This is a genomic window from Dolomitihabitans soli (assembly GCF_022213955.1).
Taxonomy (GTDB): Bacteria; Actinomycetota; Actinomycetes; order Streptosporangiales; family Streptosporangiaceae; genus Streptosporangium_A; species Streptosporangium_A soli.
The window spans coordinates 1-19,948 of the sequence record NZ_JAKNTW010000037.1 but is presented as its reverse complement, the minus strand read 5'-3'; the positions used below and the strand labels follow the sequence as shown (position 1 = coordinate 19,948).

The window sequence follows — 19,948 nt, the reverse complement described above, 5'->3', positions numbered from 1 at the left end:
CCGTCAGGGCTGGTCGCCGGCCGGAGCCTTCGGCGAAACGGCCGGCGACCAGCCCTGACCGGCTCAGCGCTCCTCCAGGTCCCGCTTCCTGCGCAGCAACGCGGCCCTTCTGACATGAGCCCGTACGACGAGCGCCACCGCCACGGCCACGAACACGACCCCGGCCGCCAGCGCCGGAACCGGGCCGGGGCCGCGCAGGGCGGTGACCGTCACCGTGACCACGGTGGTGAGGACCGAGGCGGCCAGCGCGAGCCAGGCGGCGACCACCTGGTCCAGCGCGTACAACGGTGCCCGCCTGAGGACGGCCCAGCACCCGTAGCCGACCCAGGCCAGGCAGAACGTGGTGAGCAGAGCGAAGGCGAGCCGGGTGCCGTCCGGCAGCGGGCCGGGCTCGGTGGCCCACAGCGCCACCATGAAGATCGCCCCGGCCAGCCCCGCCAGCAGGGCCACCGCGCCGCGGATCCGCCGCCACGGGGACAGCGCTCCCGACAATCGTCCCAGCATCTCCTCCGCCGACTGGCGTGGCTCATCGCTCATGGCCGGAATCCCTTCTCGGTGAGGTGATCGCGAAGCAGGCGACGGGCCCGGTTGAGCCGGGACTTCACCGTCCCGGCCGGGATCGCGCAGATCTCGGCGCAGTCGTCCAGCGAGAGGTCCTCCAGGTAGAACAGCACCAGGATCTCCCGTTCCAGGACCGGCAGGCCGGCCAGCCCGGCGACCAGTTCGGCCCGGTCCACCAGGGCGGTGATCTGGTCCGGCGCGACCGGCTCCTGCCGCGCCGCCGTCTCGGCCCTGGCGTACTCCTCGCGCAGCCGGTTCGTCACCGCGCGCCTGGCGATCGTGAACAGCCAGGGCACGAACCGGCCGGGCTCCTTCAGCCGTGGCAGCCCGCGGATCACGGCCAGCCACACCTCCTGGGCCACGTCGTCGGCCCGCTCGGCGCCCAGCATGCCCCGCACGTATCGCCACACCGGCCCATGCCAGGCTCCCACCAACTCCGCGAACGCCTCGCGCTCGCCGAGCCGGCAGCGCAGCACCAGCAACTCGTCGGTCATCTCGTTTCTCCCGTCGCCTGTCACCGGGCACAGTCGGAGAAGGGGACTCCCAGGTTCATGTCTCGGCCGAGTTTCTCCAAGGCGCACTGGGATTCGAGGCGGGCACGCGACGGCGGACATTCAGCGGGCCGAAACCCGCGGCGGTGAGACAGCCGGGCGACAAAGGCGTTCACGATCGTTACGAGACCTGGCGGCAATCGGCCGCCGCATGCCCGATGTGACCATTGACACAACGTTTGTTAGCGATAACAATTCTACCTTCAGGTCGGCCCAAGCCACTCCCCCTCCCCCGCCTAGGCACCCCTCCGCGTACCCCCCTTGCAAGGAGCAGACCATGAGGTTCGGACGGATCGCGACGGTCGTCTCAGCCCTCGCCCTCACCGCGACCATGACGGCGTGCGGTTCCAGCGAGAAGACGATCGACCAGGAGGCCAAGGCGGCCCCCACCAGCGGCGCACTGGTGGGCGTGACCATGCCGACGAAGTCCTCGGAACGCTGGATCCACGACGGCGACAACGTCAAGTCCGCGCTGGAGAAACTCGGCTACAAGGTCGACCTGCAGTACGCGGAGAACGACATCCCCACTCAGGTCAACCAGATCGAGAACCAGATCACCAAGGGCGCCAAACTGCTGATCATCGCCTCGATCGACGGCACCGCGCTGACCACCCAGCTCCAGCAGGCGGCGGACAGCAAGATCCCCGTCATCGCCTACGACCGGCTGATCCGCAACAGTCCCAACGTCGACTACTACACGGCCTTCGACAACTTCAAGGTCGGCGTCCAGCAGGCGACCTCGCTGCTCATCGGGCTGAAGGTGCAGAACGAGGACGGGTCGGAGGGCTCGGCCAAGGGTCCGTTCAACATCGAGCTGTTCGCCGGCTCCGCCGACGACAACAACGCCACCTTCTTCTTCAACGGCGGGATGTCGGTGCTCCAGCCGTACATCGACAAGGGCGTGCTGAAGGTCGCGAGCGGGCAGCAGGACTTCAAGACGACCGCCATCCTGCGCTGGGACCCGGCCACCGCGCAGAAGCGGATGGAGGACATCCTCACCAAGACCTACACCGGCGACAAGAAGGTGGACGGCGTGCTCTCGCCGTACGACGGCCTGTCCATCGGCATCCTGTCGGCGCTCAAGAGCAACGGGTACGGCACCGCGGACCAGCCGTACCCGACCGTGACCGGGCAGGACGCCGAGGTCGCCTCGGTCAAGAGCATCATCGCGGGCGAGCAGTACTCCACCGTGTTCAAGGACACCCGGCAGCTCGCCGAGGTGACGGTGAAGATGACCGACACCATCCTCAAGGGCGGCGAGCCCGAGGTGAACAACACCAAGGACTACGACAACGGCAACAAGGTCGTCCCGTCCTACCTGCTCGAACCGGTCATCGTCGACAAGGAGAACTACCAGAAGACCCTGGTCGACAGCGGCTACTACACCGCCGCCCAGCTCGGCTGAACCAGCGGCCGGCGCGCTCCGAGGGGACCCGACAGATGACCGATCCCATCCTGCGGATGCGCGGGATCACCAAGACGTTCCCTGGAGTCAAGGCGCTGCAGGACGTCAACCTGTCCGTACGGCGCGGCGAGATCCACGCGATCTGCGGGGAGAACGGCGCGGGCAAGTCGACCCTGATGAAGGTGCTGTCCGGGGTGTACCCGCACGGCAGCCACGAAGGGGAGACCGTCTTCGACGGCGAGCCGTGCCGGTTCGGCGGCATCAGGGACAGCGAGAACGCGGGCATCGTCATCATCCATCAGGAGCTGGCGCTCTGCCCGCAGCTCTCCATCGCGGAGAACATCTTCCTCGGCAACGAGCGAGCCAGCCGCGGCCTCATCGACTGGAACCGCACCAACCACGAGGCCGCCGGGCTGATGAGGCGGGTCGGGCTGCGGGAGAGCCCGGTGACGCAGGTGGCGGACATCGGCGTGGGCAAGCAGCAGCTCGTGGAGATCGCCAAGGCGCTGTCCAAGGAGGTGCGGCTGCTCATCCTCGACGAGCCGACCGCGGCCCTCAACGACGAGGACTCCGCCCATCTGCTCGACCTGCTGCGCGGCCTGCGGCACGAGGGCATCACCTGTGTGATCATCTCGCACAAGCTGAACGAGATCATCGCGATCGCCGACTCGATCACCATCCTGCGGGACGGCCGGACCATCGACACCCTCGACATGACCGGCGGCGGCGTCACCGAGGACCAGATCATCTCCGGCATGGTCGGCCGCGACCTGGAACACCGGTTCCCGCCGCACGAGCCGCAGATCGGCGAGGAGGTCCTGCGCATCGAGGACTGGACGGTGCACAGCCCGGCGCAGCCCGACAGGAAGGTCGTCTCGGGAGCCCATCTGTCCCTGCGCAAGGGCGAGATCGTCGGCCTCGCGGGCCTGATGGGCGCGGGCCGTACCGAACTCGCCATGAGCGTCTTCGGCCGCGCCTACGGCGTGAACATCTCCGGCCGCATCTACAAGTACGGCGAGCAGATCGAGATCCGCACCGTCCAGGACGCCATCCGGCACGGCCTCGCCTACGCCACCGAGGACCGCAAGCGCTACGGGCTCAACCTCATCGAGGACATCAGGCGCAACGTCTCCGCCGCCGGCCTGGGCAAGCTGGGGCGGCGCGGCTGGGTCAACGAGAACGAGGAGTACCAGGTCGCCGAGGGCTTCAGGAAGAGCATGAACATCAAGGCGCCCAGCGTGCTGAGCGTGGTGGGCAAGCTGAGCGGCGGCAACCAGCAGAAGGTCGTGCTGTCCAAGTGGATCTTCACGGACCCGGACGTGCTCATCCTGGACGAGCCGACCCGCGGCATCGACGTCGGCGCCAAGTACGAGATCTACACGATCATCAACCGGCTGGCCGACGAGGGCAAGGCGGTGCTGGTCATCTCCTCGGAGCTGCCGGAACTGCTGGGCGTGTGCGACCGCATCTACACGCTCGCGGCGGGACGCGTCACCGGTGAGCTCCTCCGCCGCGACGCGACCCAGGAACGCCTCATGCACCACATGACAATGGGACAGGAGTAACGCCCGATGAGCAGCATGTCGCCCGCCGACACCAGCACGGGGTCAGAGCCGCGACCGCCGGCCCGGAGGGCGCTGAGCGGCCTGTCGATCAACATCCGGCAGAGCGGGATCTACATCGCGTTCGCGTTGATCGTCGTGTTGTTCTCGGTGCTCACCGACGGCGCCCTGCTCCAGCCGCAGAACATCAGCAACATCATCGTCCAGAACTCCTACATCCTGATCCTCGCCATCGGGATGATCCTGATCATCATCGCCGGGCACATCGACCTCTCCGTGGGCTCGGTGGTCGCCGTCACCGGCGCCATCGCCGCCGTGCTGATGGTGGCCTATGGAGTCCCCTGGCCGGTCGCGTTGCTGGTCACCCTGGTCGCGGGCGGCCTGATCGGCGCCTGGCAGGGCTTCTGGATCGCCTACTTCGGCATCCCGTCGTTCATCGTCACGCTGGCGGGCATGCTGCTGTTCCGCGCGCTCACCCTCACCGTGCTCGGCAACCAGGGCATCGGGCCGTTCCCCGAGGCGGTCCGCACCATGTCCAACGGGTTCACCGGCTCCTACCTGGGGAACGTCGCCCTGGGGCCGCTGGGCGGAGCCGACCTGTTCAGCCTGCTCGTGTGCGTGCTGGCCATCGCCGGCATGGCGGCCACCCAGTGGCGCGCCCGCGCGGCGCGCGCCGGTTACGGCCAGGACGTCGATCCGCTGCCGGTGTTCATCCTCAAGCTCGCCGGAGCCGCCGCGCTGATCCTCGCCGTCGTCGTGCAGCTCGCCCGGTTCAAGAACCTGCCCTGGGTCCTGGTCCTGCTGGCCTTCCTGGTGCTGGGCTACTCGGTGCTCGCCAACCGGTCGGTGTTCGGCAGGCGGATCTACTCCGTGGGCGGCAACCTGCAGGCGGCGGTGCTCTCCGGCATCAAGGCCAAGTCGGTGGTCTTCTGGATCTTCGTCAACATGGGCGTGCTGGCCGCCATGGCCGGGGTCATCTTCGCCGGCCGGCTCAACCAGGCGGGGCCCACGGCCGGCGGCTCCTTCGAGCTCGACGCGATCGCGGCCGCGTTCATCGGCGGGGCGGCCGTCCAGGGCGGCGTCGGCAAGGTGGTCGGCGCGATCACCGGCGGGCTCATCATGGGCGTGATCAACAACGGGATGTCGCTGATCGGCTCGCCGAGCGAGCGGGTCATGCTGGTCAAGGGCATCGTCCTGCTCGCCGCGGTCGCCTTCGACGTGTGGACCAAGCGGCGAGCCGGAGCCGCCACCAGCTGACGGCAGGAGCCACGCCTGTCACGAACCCGCCGACCACGGCGAGATCACCCGGTACGGCGAGGCGAGCGGAAAACGGGTCGACCGGGATCAGCGGAATCTCAGAGACTTGGGCCCATGGCGCGATTCTCTGACTTCGACACCCGTGGCTACCCCATGGTCGACGTGACCACCGGATACGGGCAGTGGGTGGACACCTATGAGCAGACGGTGGAGGACGTGATGGACATCGCCGTCCTCGACGAACTGACCGACCCGCACTGGGCCGGTGTCCGCCGCGCCGCCGACCTCGGATGCGGCACTGGGCGGACCGGCGCCTGGTTGCGGCGCAACGGCGTCGCCTCGATCGACGGCGTGGACCTCACCCCGGAGATGCTGGCCGTGGCGCGTACCCGTGGCGTGCACGACCGGCTGATCAAGGCCGACGTGCGCGACACCGGGCTCGACTCCGGAGCCTACGACCTGGTCATCGCCTCGCTCGTCGACGAGCACCTGCCCGACCTGCGCCCCTTCTACGCCGAGGCGTGGCGGCTGGCGGAGCCCGGCGGTGCGTGCGTCGTGCTCGCGTTCCACCCGCACTTCATCATGACCTCGGGGATGCCGACCCACTTCACCGGTGGTTCCGGCGAGCCGATCGCCATCGCCACGCACGTCCACCTGCTGAGCGAGCACGTGACGGCGGGGCTGGAGGCGGGCTGGACCCTCGCCGGGATGCGCGAGGGCGTCGTGGACGACCGCTGGCTGGAGGTGAAGCCGAAGTGGGACCGCTTCCGGCACCACCCTGTCTCGGTCGCCCTGGTGTGGCGCAGGCGACACTGATCACGGTCTGACCCCCGGGCGGTCTGACCAGGGCGGCCGGGCGGTGGGTCGCCGCGCGCCTGTCAGGTCACGGCCGCCGGAAAGCCGGAGAGTCCCCACCTGCCGCCGGAGAGGCCGGAGGGGCCGCGTGGGACGCGGCCCCTCCGGTGGCGCCTATATGCGTACGCCCTTGAGCGGGCCGGTCAGTGGTCGCTGTTCACGGCGAGCTGGCCGCAGATGTGCTGCGTCGGGCTGAGGACGTTGACCGGGAGAACCGTGATGGGCACGGCTCCCTGGGCGCTGCCCTGGTTGCAGACCTGGTTCTGCGTCACGTTCTGGACGTCGTCGTACGGACCGGCCTTGGCCGAAGCCGGGCCGGCGGCGAACAACGGAAGGGCCAGTGCGGCGATCGCGGCGGAAAGCACGAACGCCGACCGGGGGGAGAAACGCATACTGAGGGTCCTTCCTGTGACTGATGTGACGCAACGATGCTTGCAGGTAGCAATGGATCAGTCACCTAACGTTATGGTTCGGGTAGTGTCACCTTTACTGTCAGTGATGTTTACCGGCGAGAGTCGAAATCACCACCAAGCATGGCCAATCACACCCCGGATCGGCCGGCGCCACACGATCCAGCCGGGGGACGTGATCCTCACGGCGGATGGCACTCCCAGGCGACCGGGGCCGGGGGTCAGCCGGGTTTGCGGGCTTCGATCAGGAATCGGGTGGTGTGAGCGACGAACGGGCCGTCCGCCTCAAGGCGGTCGTGCAGGGCCCGCAACCGAGGGGCGTACTCCTCGACGGTGAACCCGGGGACCATCCAGATCACCTTGCGCAGAAAGTAGACCACGGCGCCGATGTCGAAGAACTCGGTGCGCAGCGACTCGAAACGGAGGTCCACGACCTCCAGGCCGGCGGCCTCGGCGGCGGCCCGCGCGTCGTCGGGGTGGCGGCGGCGGCGCGCCTCCGGTGGTTGCGGACCCCGGAAGTACTCGATGAGTTCGAAGACGCTGGCCGGGCCGACCTGCTGGGAGAGATAGGTGCCGCCGGGCTGCACGACGCGGGCGATCTCCTCCCACCAGACGGTCACCGGGTGGCGGCTGATCACCAGGTCGAAGGCGTCGTCGGCGAACGGCAGCGGCGGCTCGTCCGTGTCGGCGACCACCGCCGCCCCGCGCGGGTGCAGCAACCTGGTCGCCCTGGCGAGGTTCGGCGGCCACGACTCGGTGGCCACCATCAGGGGCGGCAGGCCGGGGACCCCGGCGAGGACCTCGCCGCCGCCGGTCTCGATGTCCAGCGCGGCCGAGGCGTGCGCCAGCCGTTCACCGATCATGCGCTGGTAGCCCCACGACGGACGCTCCTCGGTGGCCCTGCCGTCCAGCCAGGAGAAGTCCCAGCCGTCCACCGAAACGGCCGCGCCCTCGGCCACCAGTTCGTCAAATGTGCGTTTCATGCCCGTCATTCTCAAACGGGGAATCGCGGAGGGACAACAGGGTTTCCGGTGGTCGCGCCGCCCGGAGATCGTCTCCATCGCGGCGGTCCAGGGCCACGCGATCGGCGCCCGCTTCCAGCGCCGCCCACCGGCCGCCGCCCACCGGCTCGGCGGGCACGGGTCCGTTCGGCGGGCGCCGTCGGCTCGGCGGGCGCCGTCAGGAAGTCAGCAGGGTGAGGCCGTACCTGGAGAGAATCTCGTTGATCGGCTGGTAGTAGGACCGGCCGCCCGTACTGCAGTTGCCGGAGCCGCCGATGAGGACGCCCTGGACGTGGCCGTTCCACAAGAGAGTGGCTCCGGTGTCGCCCGGCTCGCTGCAGATGCTGGTCTCGATCAGCCCGAACACGGCGCCCTGCGGAAAGTTCACCGTGACGTTCCGGCGGAGCAGCGTGCCGCAGCGCCACCCGCTCGTGGCGCCCGACTGGCACACCGGGGCGCCGATGGGAGCCTCACTGGAACCGAGGACGGCGATCTCGCCGCCCCTGCCGTCGTTGACGACGCCGCGCGGGGTCCAGTTGGAGTTCACGGTGACCCAGGCCATGGAATCGCCCGGGAAGGCGGTGGCGCGGAACACGCCCTGTGCCACCCGGTTGTGCCCGAGGGTGGCCTCGCCCGGTCGCCCGCAGGCACCGGCGGTCACAAAACCGCCCCGCACCGCGGCTCCGATGGTGCACCGGGTGGTGGCCGTGAAGAAAGCGTCACCGCCGCGCACGCTGTACGCCAGGCTCGACGCCGTCTCGGCGTTCGCCACCCCGGTAGTGAAGAGGAGGAAACTGACGATCAACAGGAGTGCTCTCCGGCCCGTCATGACCCGACAATAAGGTCGGCGCGGACCCTTGGCAATCATCGAATATGCCGACAAGTCAGGCGAGTTCGGCGAGTTCGGCGGCGGTCAGGCACCTCCTGCGCCGCCGAGCGGTGCGGTCGCCCGGCGAACGCCCTGGCCACGGCGATCCGGTCGTCCGGCCGCGCGGCCCGATCGCCGGTCCCACCAGCACCTGAACGGCGGCCCGAATCCGCCCTGACGTGCAGGTAAGATCTGGGCGGAGACCCAGGATGTCCTGCCCTCCGTCGCGCCCACGCCTCGTAGACGCACACGCACCGGCAGGCACGCCACCGCTGCCGCCCCGGACCAAGCGAGCAGGGTGCCGCGCCGTACTCCACACACCAAGGGACGGACGAGCAGCATGAGCACACGCTTCCAGGAACTCGACTGGCGGCCGACGCCGCTGGGCGACATCAGCCTGCGACGCCGGCGCGAGCCCTCGCTGGGCGTCGACGTGTACGAGATCAAGCTGGACGACGACTTCCTCATGTCGAGCCTGTTCACGGTGGCCGAGGTCGAGCTGGCCCGGCTCGGGCTGGCGGCCGCCCGGGGCACGGATCTCGACGTGGCCGTGGGCGGGCTCGGACTCGGCTACACCGCCCGGTCGGTGCTGGAGGAACCCGGGGTGCGCTCGCTGCTGGTGATCGACGCGCTCGGCGAGGTGATCGAGTGGCACGAGCGCGGGCTGCTCCCACTGGGCGCGGCGCTCACCTCGGACCCGCGATGCCGGTTCGTCCACGGCGACTTCTTCGCCATGATCGGCGACGACGGCGGGCTCGACCCCGAGAGTCCCGGCCGGCGCTTCCACGCCATCCTGCTGGACGTCGACCACGCGCCCGACCATGTGCTGCATCCGAGCCACGCCCCCTTCTACCGTCCCGAAGGGCTCCGGCGGCTGGCCGCGCGACTGCATCCGGGCGGCGTCTTCGCGCTGTGGTCGAACGACCCGCCCAGCGAGACGTTCGGCGCGGCGCTGGCCCAGGTCTTCGTGACCTCCCAGGCGCACGTCGTCACCTTCCACAACCACCTCCAGGACCGCGAGGCCGCCAACACCGTCTACGTGGCGACGCTCTAGACAGCCGGAATATCGGTTGCCGTGTCCCATCGTCCGGTGGTGGGATGAGCGGATGGACAGTGATGCGGTGCTGGCGACGTTCGACCACCAGATGCGGCGGGGCGCACGCCACGGCGGGAGCGGCAGCCGGGTCGAACGCGTCGGCGACGTGGTGCGGCAGACCAGCCCGGACGACGGCTGGAACGGCGTCCTCTGGTCGGATCTCGACCAGGACACCGCCGACGCCGCGATCGCCGAACAGGTGCGGCACTTCGCCTCGGCGGGCCAGGCGTTCGAATGGAAGCTCTACACCCATGACCGGCCCGCCGACCTCGCGGCACGGCTGCGCGCGGCCGGGTTCACCCCCGAGCCGGCGGAGACGCTGATGGTCGCCCGGATCCGGGACCTGGCCACCGACACGCGGCCGCCCGAGGGGATCACGCTGCGCCCGGTGGACGGCCCGGCCGAGGTGGACCTCATGGCGGACGTCCACGAGCAGGCGTTCGGGACGGACCGCTCGGAGATCAGGCGCCGGCTGCTCGCCCAGCTCTCCGGGAGCCCGGACACGGTCACCGCCGTCGTCGCGATGGCCGGTGACCTGCCGGTGTGCGCGGCGCGGATGGAGCTCTACCCGGGCACCGACTTCGCCGGCCTCTGGGGCGGCGGCACCGTGCCCGCCTGGCGCGGCCGGGGCCTCTACCGGGCATTGGTCTCGTTCCGCGCCCGTACCGCCGCCGAACACGGCTTCCGCTATCTGCAGGTCGACGCCTCCGCCCAGAGCCGCCCGATCCTGCTGCGTCTCGGCTTCGTCCCGCTGAGCGGCACCACGCCGTACGTCCGCCCCCTTGGAGATCGCCGCCTCGAGGAGGGAAATGTCGGAGCGCTCTGATAAACGTGGTCCATGGGTGTGAGCGTTGACGAATTCCTGGGGATGCTGGCCAATCTGCCCGAGGTCGAGCAGGGCGACGGCGGTTCCTGGGTCTCCCTCAAGGTGCGCGGCAAAGGTTTCGGTTACGTGTGGGAGAAGACCTGCACCGTCGGGCTGAAGTCGACGATCGAGGAGCAGATCGCGCTGGTGACCGAGCGCCCGGAGGTGTTCGAGGTCCAGTTCACCACCGAGCGGTTCGGCTGGGTCGTGGTCCAGCTGGCGAAGATCGACGCCGACGAGCTGTTCGAGCTGGTCACCGAGGCGTGGTGCCTGACGGCGCCCCAACAGCTGGTCGACGCGCACGAGGCGGACCCGTCAGCCGTCAGGCCCCTTCCGCACAGGTGACGCCGTAGTCCGTGCTGATCGCGCGGGCCGCGCATGTCGGCCGTCTCACCGCGGATCCCCGCCGCCCCGCCGTACGGCACGCCTCCTCCTGCGGCGTCACCCGGTCGCCCCGGTGAATTGTGGGCACGCCGGAAATCCGGTCGGCCACAACACCGGCGAGTCGGCCGACATGGCCTGTGTCCGGCCTGGTACGACTGGGGACGTCGCAGGTCAGCGCTACAGGAGGTCGTCAGTGGAGATCACCGCGCTGGGGTGGGCCGTGACGATCGCCTTGATCATCGGGCTCCTGGTGCTCGACCTGATGATCGGGATGCTGCGGCCGCACGTCGTGGGCTTCCGCGAGGCTGCGGCGTGGTCGGTGTTCTACATCGCGGCGGCGATCGTCTTCGGCCTGGTCTTCGCCGGTCTGGTCGGCTGGAAATACGGGGCCGAGTACTTCGCGGGGTACATCGTGGAGAAGAGTCTGTCGGTCGACAACCTCTTCGTCTTCGTGATCATCATGTCCACGTTCGCGGTGCCCGCCGAGCACCAGCACAAGGTGCTCACGTTCGGCATCATGGCGGCACTCGCGCTGCGGGTGGTGTTCATCGCCCTCGGGGCGACGCTGCTGTCGCTCTTCTCCTTCATGTTCCTGATCTTCGGCGTGCTGCTGATCTGGACGGCGGTCCAGTTGTACCGGCACCGCGACGAGGATCCCGACGTCGAGAGCAACCTGCTGGTCCGTACCTCCCGCCGGCTGCTTCCGGTCAGCGACGACTACATCGACGGACGCCTGCTGGCCAGGGTCGACGGACGGCGGGTCGTCACGCCGTTGTTCATCGTGCTCGTCGCCATCGGCGGCACCGACATCCTGTTCGCGCTGGACTCGATCCCCGCCGTGTTCGGCGTGACCGCGGAGCCGTACATCGTGTTCGTGGCCAACGCGTTCGCGCTGCTGGGGCTGCGGGCGCTGTTCTTTCTCGTCACGGGTCTACTGGACCGGCTGGTCTACCTGTCCACCGGGCTGGCCCTGATCCTCGCGTTCATCGGCGTCAAGCTGATCCTGCACTGGGGGCACACCGTCGACGACCGGGTGCCGGAGATCTCGACCGCGGTGTCCCTGGTGGTCATCATCGGGGTGCTGGCGATCACCACGGTGGCGAGCCTCGTCAAGTCGCGCCGCGACCCCACCGCCCGCGCCCACGCGGGGGCCGTCACCGGCTTCCGCCGTCGCCAGGACGACTGACCCCGCCCAACGGGCTACCGGCTGGCCGACGGTCACGTCACGGCCCTCGCCCTGGTCGTCATCGTGCGGGCCGTCCGCCGCTCCGACAAACGGCTCAAGGAACTACGGGCACGGTAGAACGGCCGGCCTCCTTCTGGGGCGCGGCTCAGCCGGCCATTCGCCCCGGATCCTCCCGTTGCACCTCGTCCGCCCCCTTGTCCGTGCGAAGGCCGCGCCAGGAGGGATGCCTCAGCACCCCGTCGGACGTCCATTCGGCGTACTGCACCTCGCCCACCAGCAGCGGTTCCACCCAGTGAGCGTCCCTCGCGTGCTCCCTGGGCACCGCGACGGCGAACGGCGAGGTGGGCCGTTCCAGGGGAGTGAGACTTTCGCGCAGGTCCCGGAGCATCGCCTGGGTGAAACCCGTCCCGACATGGCCGGCGTAGACCAGCCTGCCCCGTTCGTCGTGGACGCCGAGCAGAAGCGACCCGATCATGCCCGCGCGCCGCCCGCCGCCCGGCTTCCAGCCGCCGATGACGACCTCCTGGCTACGGACGTTCTTGACCTTCCGCCACTCCCCCGACCGCCGTCCCGGCCGGTACGGCGAGTCGAGCCGTTTGGCCACCACCCCCTCCAGCCCCCAATCCTTGCTGAGGGCCAGCGCACGCGGCGCCTCGTCGCGGAACCACGCCGGGACCTGCCACCGGGCACCGGACGTGACGATGTCCTCCAGCAGTCCCCGCCGCCGGTCGTAGGGCAGGTGGATCGCGGTGGCGGCGTTCACGTGCAGCACGTCGAAGATCAGATACGTGACCGGCACGGCGTGCACGAGCTCGGCGATCCGCGCCTCCCGCCGCTGGTGCATGCGTGGCTGGAGAGCCTCGAACGACGGCCTGCCCGCCTCGTCGAACGCCACGATCTCCCCGTCGAGCACCACGTCGTGGCCGTCCACCGACCCGGCGAGCATCCGCACCTCCGGATAGGCGACGGTGATGTCCTTACCGTTGCGGGACATCAGCCGCAACGCCCGATTCTCGACGTACGCCACGGCGCGCACGCCGTCCCACTTCATCTCCAGCCCCCACCGGCCGCTCTCGGTGACCGGTGGCAACGCGCCGAGTTCGGCCATCATCGGCGCGTACGTCGGCAACTCCCCCATGTGTCCCTCCTACCCCGGCCGGGAGATCGGTACGGCGGCGCCGGCTCGGTCATGTGACGGAGGCGTCGTTTGAGCCCCTGGCGGCCGGGTAGCCGGTCTGTGGTTCCGCTGTTCCGCGTGGTCACCGCGGAGGCAGCGGTCAAGGGCTCATCGGGGAGGAGTCTGAGCACGAGGATCCCGGCTTCGCTCGCTTGTCGCAGTGGGAGAGATCATGGTGCTTTTCGTGACTGGACGGCCCAGCGGGAACCGGGCCGCCGAACGCCGATGACCGCCGCGATCCAGGGCGTCTGCGAGCCCCGGTTCGCCCCTCTCAGAGCCTCCTTCGAGCACAATTTCACCCGGGGGCGCGAGTTGGGGGCGTCGCTGTGCGTCTATCAGCACGGACGCCTCGTCGTGGATCTCTGGGGCGGCCTGGCGGATCAGCTGACCCGGGCGCCGTGGCGACGGGACACGATCACGCTGCTAGCGTCGACTACCAAGGCGATGGCCGCGTCCGCCGCGATGCTCCTGGTCGACCGGGGCGTGGTGGACCTGGACGCGCCGGTCGCCGGTTACTGGCCGGAGTTCGCGGCGGAGGGCAAGGCCGGGATTCCGCTGCGATGGCTGCTGGGGCACCGGTCCGGCGTGGTGACCTTCGAGCCGCCCCTGACGCTCGACGACGTGGAGGCGGGCACCCTGGTGGCGGAGGCTCTCGGGGCGGCCCGGCCCGAATGGCGGCCGGGCCACGGCCACGGCTATCACAGCCTCACCATGGGCTGGCTGGTCAGCGAGGTGATCCGCCGGACGACCGGGCTTTCCGTCGGGCGGTTCTTCGCCACGGAGATCGCCGCTCCGCTCGGCCTCGATCTCCACATCGGCCTGCCCGCCGGGAAGGACGCCCAGTTGGCGGCGGTTGTGCCGCCCACCGGGCAACAGCTCCAGGGCGGGCGCGGCAACCCGCAGTTGCGGGAGCTCAGTCAGGCGATGTGCGACCCGACGTCCCTTTTCTATCGTTCGACCTACGGCAGTCTGGTGGTCACCCCCGAGATGTTGCACGGTCCCCGCGCGTATCGGGCGGAGATCCCGTCGTGCGGCGGAGTGGGCAACGCCGCCGGCCTGGCCAGGCTGCACGCCGCCCTGATCGGCGAGGTCGACGGCATCCGGCTGCTCCGCCCGGAGACCACCGAACTCGCCCGCACCGTCGAGGCCCAGGGACGCGACCTCGTCCTCCACTGCCACACCCGGTACGGCCGTGGCTTCATGCTTCCCGGCGGGCCGATGTGGCCGGAGTTCGGCGCCCCGGCCGCCTTCGGGCACGCGGGCGCCACCGGCGCGTTCGCCTTCGCCGATCCCGACTCCGGCCTCGCCTTCGGATACGTGCCCAACCGGATGTCCGAGCTGATCGAGGGCGGCGACGACCGAGTCTGGCCCCTCATTCGTACGGCCTGCCGCTGCGCGCACGCGTGAACCGCGTTCCACTGCCAGCGCCCATATAGGCCATAAATCGACCTATATGCGGTTTAACGTCGGTGACACGTTCCGCACCACGACACAGGAGGCAGGCACATGCCCGTCAAGACGACCCCCGAGGGCTACACCACCGTGACGCCCTGGATCATCTCCCGCGACACCGCCGGCGTCATCGACTTCATGACGAAGGCGTTCGGCGCCGAGGAGATCGCCCGGGTCGTCGACGCCCGCGGGGTCATCGGGCACGCGGAGGTCCGGGTCGGCGATGCGATCGTGATGCTGTTCGACAACAACCCCGACTGGCCGGAGACGCCCGCGTTTCTCCGCCTGTACGTCGAGGACGCCCACGCCGTACACCGGCAGGCCGTCGCGGCCGGCGGCACGTCGGTCTCGGAGGTCACCCACCTGTTCTTCGGCGATCTCGTCGGACGCGTGCGCGACCCGTTCGGCAACCTGTGGTGGATCCAGACCCGCATCGAGGACGTGACCCCCGAGGAGATGGAACGACGCCTCGGCGACCCGGTGTTCATCAGGGCGATGGAGTACATGCAGAACCCGGAGACCGAGTTCTTCCCCCGGGGAGATCAGACGTCCGGACCGGCGGCCGGCGCGGTGGCGGCGACCTGACCGGAACAGGACGTCACGCCTACGTCATCCGGAGCAGGCCGCCGGCGAACGCCTTCTGACTGAGCGCGCCGAGCCGTACGACGGAGCTCGGGTAGGGGCTGTCGCAGCTGGTGTCCTGGGCGACCAGGTCAGGGCGGATCACCGCGGAGTCGATCACGCCCTGCCCGTATCCCATCAGGAAGGAGCGCAGTTCGACGGGCCCGGGCCGGGCGCCCTGCTGCTCGATGCTCTGGTCGATGACGGCGACCTCCCGGGCGATGGCGTCGGACAGCGCGCGGTCCTGGGCGGCCTGCGCCAGGATGTCACGGCCGAAGCGGAGGTACAGGTGCTCCAGGGAGCTGGCGGCCGGGTCTCGCGTGAGTCCTCGTGCCCGCACGGTGCGCAGCGCGTTGATCAACCGTAGCAGCATCATCCTCATACTTACCTGGGACGACCAGATGCCCTCGGAGGATGACCCTGTGCACGAATCGTTACCGGGCGTGTCCGCTCTGAGACCGCCGCCCTGCCCGTACGGCGGGAGGATGCCCCATTCGCCCTGGTGAGCGGGATCCGCACACCCCCGCGCGCGCCACGGCCCGGTTCGGGTAGTGTTGCGGTCCCAGCAGTGGACGGACCCTGGAGGTGAGACCCATTACCGCTAGATCAGGATGGGCGCTCCCCTTCCGCGGTCGTACGGTTCATCCGACGTAGGCGACCGAGGAGCGCCCAACGGTACCCCGAAGGGCTCCAATGTCGGTTTCTCCGTCATATCTAGATCGATCCTCAATCGTCAGCACGCTTCGGACCGCCGGTTGTGTCTTCGCCGAAGACGAGGCGCGGTTGCTCATCGCCGGCGCACGGACCCCGGCCGACCTCGCCGCGATGGTGGAGCGGCGCGTCGCCGGGCTTCCCCTCGAACACGTCCTCGGCTGGGCGGAGTTCTGCGGCCTGCGGATAGCCGTGGATCCCGGTGTCTTCGTCCCCCGCCGCCGCACCGAGTTCCTCGTGGGCCAGGCCGCCGCCCTCGCCCACCGGACCGCTCAGACCACCCAAACCGCTCAGGCCGCTGGGCCGCGGACCGTCGTCGTCGATCTGTGCTGCGGCTCGGGCGCGATGGGGGCGGCCCTGAGCGCGACCCTGGACCGGGTCGAGTTGCACGCCGTCGACCTCGACCCTGTCGCCGTGCGGTGCGCCCGCCGCAACCTCGCCGACGGCCGGGTCTACGAAGGCGACCTGTACGAGCCGCTGCCCGCCACGCTGCTGGGCCGCGTCGACATGCTGATCGCCAGCGCTCCCTACGTGCCCACCGAGGCGATCGGGTTACTGCCCCCGGAGGCCCGGATACACGAGCCACGGGTGGCGCTCGACGGCGGCGCGGACGGGCTCGACGTCGTGCGGCGGGTGATCGACGCGGCACCGCTGTGGCTGGCGCCGGGCGGGCACGTACTGGTGGAGACGAGCGAGCACCAGGCGCCGCAGACCGTCGAAGCCGTCGCCCGCAACGGGCTGACCGCCCGGGTGGCCGGTTCCGACGAACTGAACGCCACCGTCGTCATCGGGACCTGGCCACCCGCCTGAGTGCCCGTGTACAACTGATCATCAGGTCGATTCGCTCTACGTCGCAGTTTCGCCCGATATAGGCCTAAGGCAGCAAGCACAGGGATCAGTTTGTACACGGGCACTTAGCCAGAAACGCCTCATAACCACGGTGCACCCTTCTGGCATGACGGTGGAGGTGGGATTCGAACCCGGGGAAAGTTGCCCCTCGCACGCTTTCGAGGTCCGCAGGGCCACGTTCGTTAGTGTTCAACAGCGGCCCCGACCTGGGCTTGGTTCACAACCCTGACTGACAGTGAGGCCCTGTCCGAGGATGCGCGGCAGGGCTGCTCGCGCAGCTGGCGATGAGGGCCCGGGCCGCGACACGCAAGTACGGCGATCGCAGGGAGAACTCCCTCAGGGTGCGTTACGAGGTGACACCGGCCCGCACGGCAGGTGTCTACTTCTCGAACATCCGTGCTCCGAACCAGTCGAAACGCGGGCGCCAGCCGTTGTTCCGCAGGACCGTGAACACCGGCACCTTGGCATCGGCAGGCTTGATCATGACAGCCCCCTCCCACGAGGTGCGCGGTCCGCCCGGACCGGTCACTGTGACCTGGCCGTCGGCGCCCTCCACGAAGGTTGCTGATCTGCTGCCAGACGTTTTGCCCTTCTGCCACGTCCACTCACCGTAGGCCACGGCCCCCATGGGTCCGGCCGCTGCGCGTACAGAGGCCTTCCCGGAGTGCTCGACGAACTTGTACCGTCCGGTGGACGGGTCGAGGTCGACCTCCATGCGCCAGGTGTAGGCCTGCGACCCACGCACGAAGAGGGTCTGCCACCGCATCTCCTCGTTCTTCCAATGCACGTCGACGCGCACGCCGCCGGGGCCCGGGAAGGCGCCGATCTTGTAAGGCAGCCCGTCACTGTTCATCCCGAGCAGCGCCGCGACCACATGCTCCACCGGCGCCGGTGCGTCGGGGCTCCGGACCGGGCCGTCTGGCACCTGGGCACGGTCCCGGTCGGCGATTGCACGCTGTCCACGCCTCACCGTCATGAGACCACGCGCCATCACCGCGAGGAAGGTGATGACAAAGAGTGCGATGCCAGGCCCCACTTGGCCGTTAAGGACCGCGAGAAAGCCGGTGACGAAGAGGGCGCTTCCCCCGACGAAGACGACGCGCCTGCTGATGACCGCGAACCGTTGGTCCCTGGAGGGATCCTGCCCGCCGCTCATCGGTCCGCCGGCTCGACGCTGTCCTGGATGGCCCGGGCGGTCGGCCACATCTCCTTGGCCTGGGTGCCGTAGCACTTCCGATCGCTTGCTGCGGACGCGGACGACGGGGTGGTGACGACCGACGCGCCAAGCGCCGCGGCGACCAACACGCCGGTAGTGCGGAACATCTGACTCCTCTTTCTCTGGCCTCGCCCATGGACCTTAGGGTCATCGTGGGCTTCGGACTTTGTCATTCATGCAGGGAAATTTGTCGGTAGTGCACCGCCACAAGTTGACTCCGCATCAGGCGAGGGCCCTGCGCGTGCCCGTCGAAGCCGTAGCGCAGCGAGAGAGAAACCTGTCAAACTGATGTCAGGAACCGTCAGTGTCGAGGGGCAGCTTGTGGGGGAACGGACCAAGGTATCGTCAGGCTGGCTTTATGACCGATGCACACGAAGGTCTGCCTCATGAGCATGGTCCTGGACACCGCGTTCATGCCGCCGCAGGACCGGGAGGAAGTGCTCCGGCACGCGGTGTGGGAATCCATGGTGGCGGTCGATATCGATCACCGTCCTGCGGCTGAGAACATCTCCGCTCGCATAGGGCTCGGTGCCGTCGGGCCCTTCGGGATCTGCTCGGCGCGGGGGACCGCGGCCACTCTCCGCCGGACGGAGCAGCTGGCCCGGGAGGACAAGGAGCCGGTCGTCTTCCTCGAACTACAGATGACGGGCACCAGCCTGGTGGTGCAGAACGGTCGCCAATGCCTGCTGAGGCCGGGAGACTTCGCCGTCTACGAATCGATCGCTCCCTACACACTTCTCTTCGACGAGGGAGTCGACCACCACTTCTTCCGTATCCCCCGCGCGGCACTCGCGCTCCCCGAGCGGTTGCTGCGAGACATCGCCGCGGTCTCCCTGGGGTCCGACAACCCCATCGCGCGTCTCGCCTTCACCTACTTCTCCCAGCTGGCCGTCAGCGACGACATGCGCCAGGGCGTGCACGCCGACGCCGTCGTGGAACCCAGCATCGAACTGCTCCGTGCCGTCTTGGCGTCCCAGCACGGTAACTCCAGCCTGATGAGAGCACCGTTGGAGGCGACACTCAGCCTGCGGATCACTCATTACGTCCGGGCGCACCTGGCTGATCCCGATCTGTCGGCGGCACGGATCGCCGCTGCACACGGCATCTCCGTGCGTCATCTCTACGCTGTGCTGTCCCGCTCGGGCATCAGCCTCGGAGACTGGATCCGCACACGCCGCTTGGCCGAATGCAGGCGAGAGTTGGCCGGCCCGAATGGCCGACTGCGGACAATCGCAGCAATAGGACGGAGTTGGGGCTTCGTGGACGCGACCCACTTCAGCAAGGTATTCAAACAGGTATACGGAATCTCGCCACGGGCCTGGCGCGAGGCGAACCACCCCCGCTCCTCCACGTGATGGTCTCCGCCCGGCCCGCGTGACCGACCTTGGACGCTCGGTCTAAGTCTGGGTTTAGGCGACCAGCGCCAGTTCTCCCGTTTCGGTGAGCTCCGCCGTCAAGGGCGCCGTCAAGGGCGCCGTCAAGGGCGCGGCCGAGCACACCCCGAGCCGGCTGACGCGCTCACGCTCGCGGCGTGGGGCGCCTGGCCGAGCTCGACCAGACGGGGACCTCGTTGTAGACATTCGCCGGACATCGGTACGCCCGATGCCTCCGTAGAACAGCCAAGACTGTCCAGCCGGAGCTGATCGCGGTGGCCGGGCCGAACTTGTTGCCACCTTCGCGGTTCCGGACCGTCCTCCTTCCGGTGGCGGCCGAGAAGATGTCGGCCACGCCGTCGGAGTTGAAGTCCGGCGTGGCCGATCCACTCATCGCGGCTTAACCCGGGTTCTTCGCGTGGGTGAGGGTCTCCCAGGCCAGGAAGCGCGAGACACCGACCGGGCGCTTCTGCTTCACCCACGTCTCGGCATAGGGAATGTCGTATCCGAGACGCTGGTGCAGCGCGTTGTAGCCGACTTCGAGGTTC

General features: G+C 69.1%; 21 protein-coding genes. 12 read left to right on the top strand and 9 right to left on the bottom strand.

The genetic code is table 11. From position 1 onward, the window contains the following. Positions 1-63: 63 nt before the first annotated feature. Positions 64-537: a hypothetical protein gene (locus MBA17_RS42815; RefSeq protein ID WP_238503676.1), complete on the bottom strand. Its 474-nt coding sequence runs from the start codon at positions 535-537 to the stop codon at positions 64-66. Next, on the bottom strand, positions 534-1,055 hold the full coding sequence (locus MBA17_RS42810) for an RNA polymerase sigma factor (RefSeq protein WP_238503675.1): 522 nt from the start codon (positions 1,053-1,055) through the stop codon (positions 534-536). The genes MBA17_RS42815 and MBA17_RS42810 overlap by 4 nt, the downstream gene beginning before the upstream one ends. A 334-nt stretch (positions 1,056-1,389) precedes the next feature. Between MBA17_RS42810 and chvE the strand changes: the two genes are divergently transcribed. From chvE to MBA17_RS42790, 4 genes are all read left to right on the top strand, one after another. After that, positions 1,390-2,517 carry a multiple monosaccharide ABC transporter substrate-binding protein gene (gene chvE / locus MBA17_RS42805; protein ID WP_238503674.1) on the top strand — a complete coding sequence of 376 codons (1,128 nt, stop codon included), beginning with the start codon at positions 1,390-1,392 and terminating at the stop codon, positions 2,515-2,517. 35 nt (positions 2,518-2,552) lie between these two features. Beyond that, positions 2,553-4,082 (top strand): multiple monosaccharide ABC transporter ATP-binding protein, encoded by a 1,530-nt coding sequence (gene mmsA, locus MBA17_RS42800; RefSeq protein ID WP_238503673.1) that lies wholly within the window; start codon positions 2,553-2,555, stop codon positions 4,080-4,082. A gap of 6 nt (positions 4,083-4,088) precedes the next feature. Continuing rightward, complete coding sequence (mmsB, locus tag MBA17_RS42795) at positions 4,089-5,336, top strand: multiple monosaccharide ABC transporter permease (protein ID WP_238503672.1); 1,248 nt, start codon at positions 4,089-4,091, stop codon at positions 5,334-5,336. A gap of 114 nt (positions 5,337-5,450) precedes the next feature. Next, positions 5,451-6,152 (top strand): class I SAM-dependent DNA methyltransferase, encoded by a 702-nt coding sequence (locus MBA17_RS42790; protein ID WP_238503671.1) that lies wholly within the window; start codon positions 5,451-5,453, stop codon positions 6,150-6,152. 182 nt (positions 6,153-6,334) lie between these two features. Here MBA17_RS42790 and MBA17_RS42785 read toward each other — a convergent pair whose 3' ends face one another. The 3 genes from MBA17_RS42785 to MBA17_RS42770 all read right to left on the bottom strand — a co-directional run bounded on the left by MBA17_RS42785 (position 6,335) and on the right by MBA17_RS42770 (position 8,431). Then, on the bottom strand, positions 6,335-6,583 hold the full coding sequence (locus tag MBA17_RS42785) for a hypothetical protein (RefSeq protein ID WP_238503669.1): 249 nt from the start codon (positions 6,581-6,583) through the stop codon (positions 6,335-6,337). A gap of 239 nt (positions 6,584-6,822) precedes the next feature. Further along, a complete protein-coding gene (locus tag MBA17_RS42780) occupies positions 6,823-7,584 on the bottom strand; it encodes a methyltransferase domain-containing protein (RefSeq protein ID WP_238503667.1) in 762 nt (253 codons plus the stop codon). Between the two features lie 196 nt (positions 7,585-7,780). After that, complete coding sequence (locus tag MBA17_RS42770) at positions 7,781-8,431, bottom strand: S1 family peptidase (RefSeq protein WP_238503665.1); 651 nt, start codon at positions 8,429-8,431, stop codon at positions 7,781-7,783. 379 nt (positions 8,432-8,810) lie between these two features. On the opposite strand from MBA17_RS42770, the gene MBA17_RS42765 reads away from it, so the two are divergent. From MBA17_RS42765 to MBA17_RS42750, 4 genes are all read left to right on the top strand, one after another. Next, positions 8,811-9,524, top strand: coding sequence for a polyamine aminopropyltransferase (locus MBA17_RS42765; protein ID WP_238503664.1), 714 nt, complete (start codon positions 8,811-8,813; stop codon positions 9,522-9,524). Between the two features lie 52 nt (positions 9,525-9,576). After that, positions 9,577-10,392: a GNAT family N-acetyltransferase gene (locus MBA17_RS42760; protein ID WP_238503662.1), complete on the top strand. Its 816-nt coding sequence runs from the start codon at positions 9,577-9,579 to the stop codon at positions 10,390-10,392. A gap of 12 nt (positions 10,393-10,404) precedes the next feature. Next, positions 10,405-10,776 (top strand): MmcQ/YjbR family DNA-binding protein, encoded by a 372-nt coding sequence (locus tag MBA17_RS42755; RefSeq protein ID WP_238503661.1) that lies wholly within the window; start codon positions 10,405-10,407, stop codon positions 10,774-10,776. A gap of 232 nt (positions 10,777-11,008) precedes the next feature. Then, complete coding sequence (locus MBA17_RS42750; RefSeq protein ID WP_238503660.1) at positions 11,009-12,001, top strand: TerC family protein; 993 nt, start codon at positions 11,009-11,011, stop codon at positions 11,999-12,001. 145 nt (positions 12,002-12,146) lie between these two features. Here the strand turns inward: MBA17_RS42750 and ligD are convergent, their stop codons facing one another. Further along, on the bottom strand, positions 12,147-13,139 hold the full coding sequence (gene ligD, locus MBA17_RS42745; RefSeq protein ID WP_238503659.1) for a non-homologous end-joining DNA ligase: 993 nt from the start codon (positions 13,137-13,139) through the stop codon (positions 12,147-12,149). Positions 13,140-13,403: 264 nt separating this feature from the next. On the opposite strand from ligD, the gene MBA17_RS42740 reads away from it, so the two are divergent. Together MBA17_RS42740 and MBA17_RS42735 are read left to right on the top strand one after the other, a co-directional pair. Further along, the gene (locus MBA17_RS42740) at positions 13,404-14,585 is read left to right on the top strand and encodes a serine hydrolase domain-containing protein (RefSeq protein ID WP_238503658.1); all 1,182 of its coding nucleotides are present in this window, start codon (positions 13,404-13,406) and stop codon (positions 14,583-14,585) included. A gap of 99 nt (positions 14,586-14,684) precedes the next feature. Next, positions 14,685-15,215 carry a VOC family protein gene (locus MBA17_RS42735; RefSeq protein WP_238503657.1) on the top strand — a complete coding sequence of 177 codons (531 nt, stop codon included), beginning with the start codon at positions 14,685-14,687 and terminating at the stop codon, positions 15,213-15,215. Positions 15,216-15,234: 19 nt separating this feature from the next. On the opposite strand, the gene MBA17_RS42730 is transcribed toward MBA17_RS42735, so the two are convergent. Then, positions 15,235-15,627 carry a hypothetical protein gene (locus MBA17_RS42730; RefSeq protein ID WP_238503656.1) on the bottom strand — a complete coding sequence of 131 codons (393 nt, stop codon included), beginning with the start codon at positions 15,625-15,627 and terminating at the stop codon, positions 15,235-15,237. A 317-nt stretch (positions 15,628-15,944) separates the two neighbouring features. Here MBA17_RS42730 and MBA17_RS42725 point away from each other — a divergent pair, with 317 nt between their 5' ends. Then, positions 15,945-16,772, top strand: a complete 828-nt coding sequence (locus MBA17_RS42725) for a putative protein N(5)-glutamine methyltransferase (RefSeq protein WP_238503655.1) — start codon at positions 15,945-15,947, stop codon at positions 16,770-16,772. A 418-nt stretch (positions 16,773-17,190) separates the two neighbouring features. Here the strand turns inward: MBA17_RS42725 and MBA17_RS42720 are convergent, their stop codons facing one another. Both MBA17_RS42720 and MBA17_RS42715 read right to left on the bottom strand, forming a co-directional pair. After that, positions 17,191-17,967, bottom strand: coding sequence for a hypothetical protein (locus tag MBA17_RS42720; RefSeq protein WP_238503654.1), 777 nt, complete (start codon positions 17,965-17,967; stop codon positions 17,191-17,193). Next, the gene (locus MBA17_RS42715; protein ID WP_238503653.1) at positions 17,964-18,134 is read right to left on the bottom strand and encodes a hypothetical protein; all 171 of its coding nucleotides are present in this window, start codon (positions 18,132-18,134) and stop codon (positions 17,964-17,966) included. The genes MBA17_RS42720 and MBA17_RS42715 overlap by 4 nt, the downstream gene beginning before the upstream one ends. Before the next feature lie 279 nt (positions 18,135-18,413). Between MBA17_RS42715 and MBA17_RS42710 the strand changes: the two genes are divergently transcribed. Continuing rightward, complete coding sequence (locus MBA17_RS42710) at positions 18,414-19,382, top strand: AraC-like ligand-binding domain-containing protein (protein ID WP_238503652.1); 969 nt, start codon at positions 18,414-18,416, stop codon at positions 19,380-19,382. Positions 19,383-19,948: the final 566 nt, after the last annotated feature.